This is a genomic window from Pradoshia sp. Z6_59 (assembly GCF_058267515.1).
The window spans coordinates 1-1,596 of the sequence record NZ_JBZCPP010000039.1 but is presented as its reverse complement, the minus strand read 5'-3'; the positions used below and the strand labels follow the sequence as shown (position 1 = coordinate 1,596).

Here is a 1,596-nt window from a genome sequence, read left to right as displayed (position 1 = left end):
CTAAACCAGCTAATAGGTTGTCAATATCTCTCTGTATATTTCATTTTTTTATATGCTATACTGTTTTTGGGTATGCCAAATAACCCTCCAGTTTCTTTTTGGAAGGTTTTTCTTATGTTGGATAAATATCATTTCCTAAGCTATATCTAGGAAATTCTGGTTCTTTTTCAATAAAGCATAAATCCAATGAAGCAGCTTATTAATACAAGCTACAATGGCAACTTTCGAAGGTTTTCCTTCTGAACGTTTTCTATCATAGAACTCTTTGAGCTTTTTATTTCTAGAGCTTCTTATTCCACATAAAACAGCTAAATATAAGCTATGCCTTAGCCTACTGGAACCTCGTTTGGTTATGCGATTTATGTTCGCAGTAAACTTTCCAGATGAATGGACACTAGGATCGACTCCAGCGAAGGCCACTAGCTTCTTAGGGTGATTAAACCGATCAATTTCCCCAATCTCTGAAATGATTGTTGCCGCAATCTTTTCACCGATACCAGGAATCGATTGGATAATCTTATATTCTTCTATTTCATTTGCCAGGGATACCATTTGGCTCTCTAAATCCGTTAGGTGTCCTTGGTAGTGAAATAAAATATCGATATACATACTAAGATTGATAAGATGGCTTTCATATTGCACTTTCTGAAAAGGATTCTGAGAAGCTGAATGAATTAACTTTCTTGCTTTTTCTTTAGCCCACTGTACAGACCGACTTGGACAATATTCTCGTATTTTATCTTCTAGTTCTTCCTTGCCAGTCTTTAGAACCTTCTCCGAGGTAGGGTATTCCTTTAATACCGATAAAGATACTTTCGAAAAAAGATCTCCAAAAACCTTTCTGTATTCAGGGAAAACCTGATCTAAAATCGTATGAAAATGCAATTTTGCCTCCACATACATATTCGTCATTATTTCTTGTTGTCTCGATAGATTTCGAAGATTTAAGAGCTGAATTCCTCTCCTCTTTTGAGGTTCAAACTCTTCTTTGTAATAGAGAACACACAGTTGATACGCATCATATGCGTCAGTTTTCACCTTTCTTAAACTAGACTTCTTCGCTTGATGAGAAATGATTGGATTCAATAAGATATAAAGTATGTCATTCTCTTCTAAGCATTGAACAACGGGTGTATGATAATGTCCTGTTGATTCCAATATAACCACAGGCATCTGCCCAGTTGTTTCCTTCATTTCTTCTAAGAAACAGATAAACTTCTCCAACTCTTCACGATTATGCTTAATCGAAAAACTTGTTCCATACGGCTTTCCTTTATCTAAAAAAGCCTGTACTTCACTTTCTTCTTTGGCTATATCTATACCCACAACTGGGTTCATTCTTTCTCCTCCTCTGATAAATTCACCAGTACCCCTAGTCCTCCAAGTAGTATTATAGCTTCGCTTGTTATACGAGATCTCAGTCCCAACCAGCCTCAAACATATTTCTACAAGTAGGGGGTGAACAGTTTAGCGGACGGGATCATTTGTCCCACTGCCCCTTACGTTCTACCCTGGCTACTGATAGATTAAATTCAAATGAAAAAAGTTCAACCAGAAAGTTCTGGCTGAACTATATAATACGAACCTGCCCCTTTA

Annotated in this window: 1 protein-coding gene; it reads right to left on the bottom strand. The window is 36.8% G+C overall.

All coding sequences use genetic code 11. From position 1 onward, the window contains the following. Window positions 1–135: 135 nt before the first annotated feature. Window positions 136–1,338, bottom strand: a complete 1,203-nt coding sequence (locus AC4D4B_RS19440) for an IS110 family RNA-guided transposase (RefSeq protein WP_491000838.1) — start codon at window positions 1,336–1,338, stop codon at window positions 136–138. Window positions 1,339–1,596: the final 258 nt, after the last annotated feature.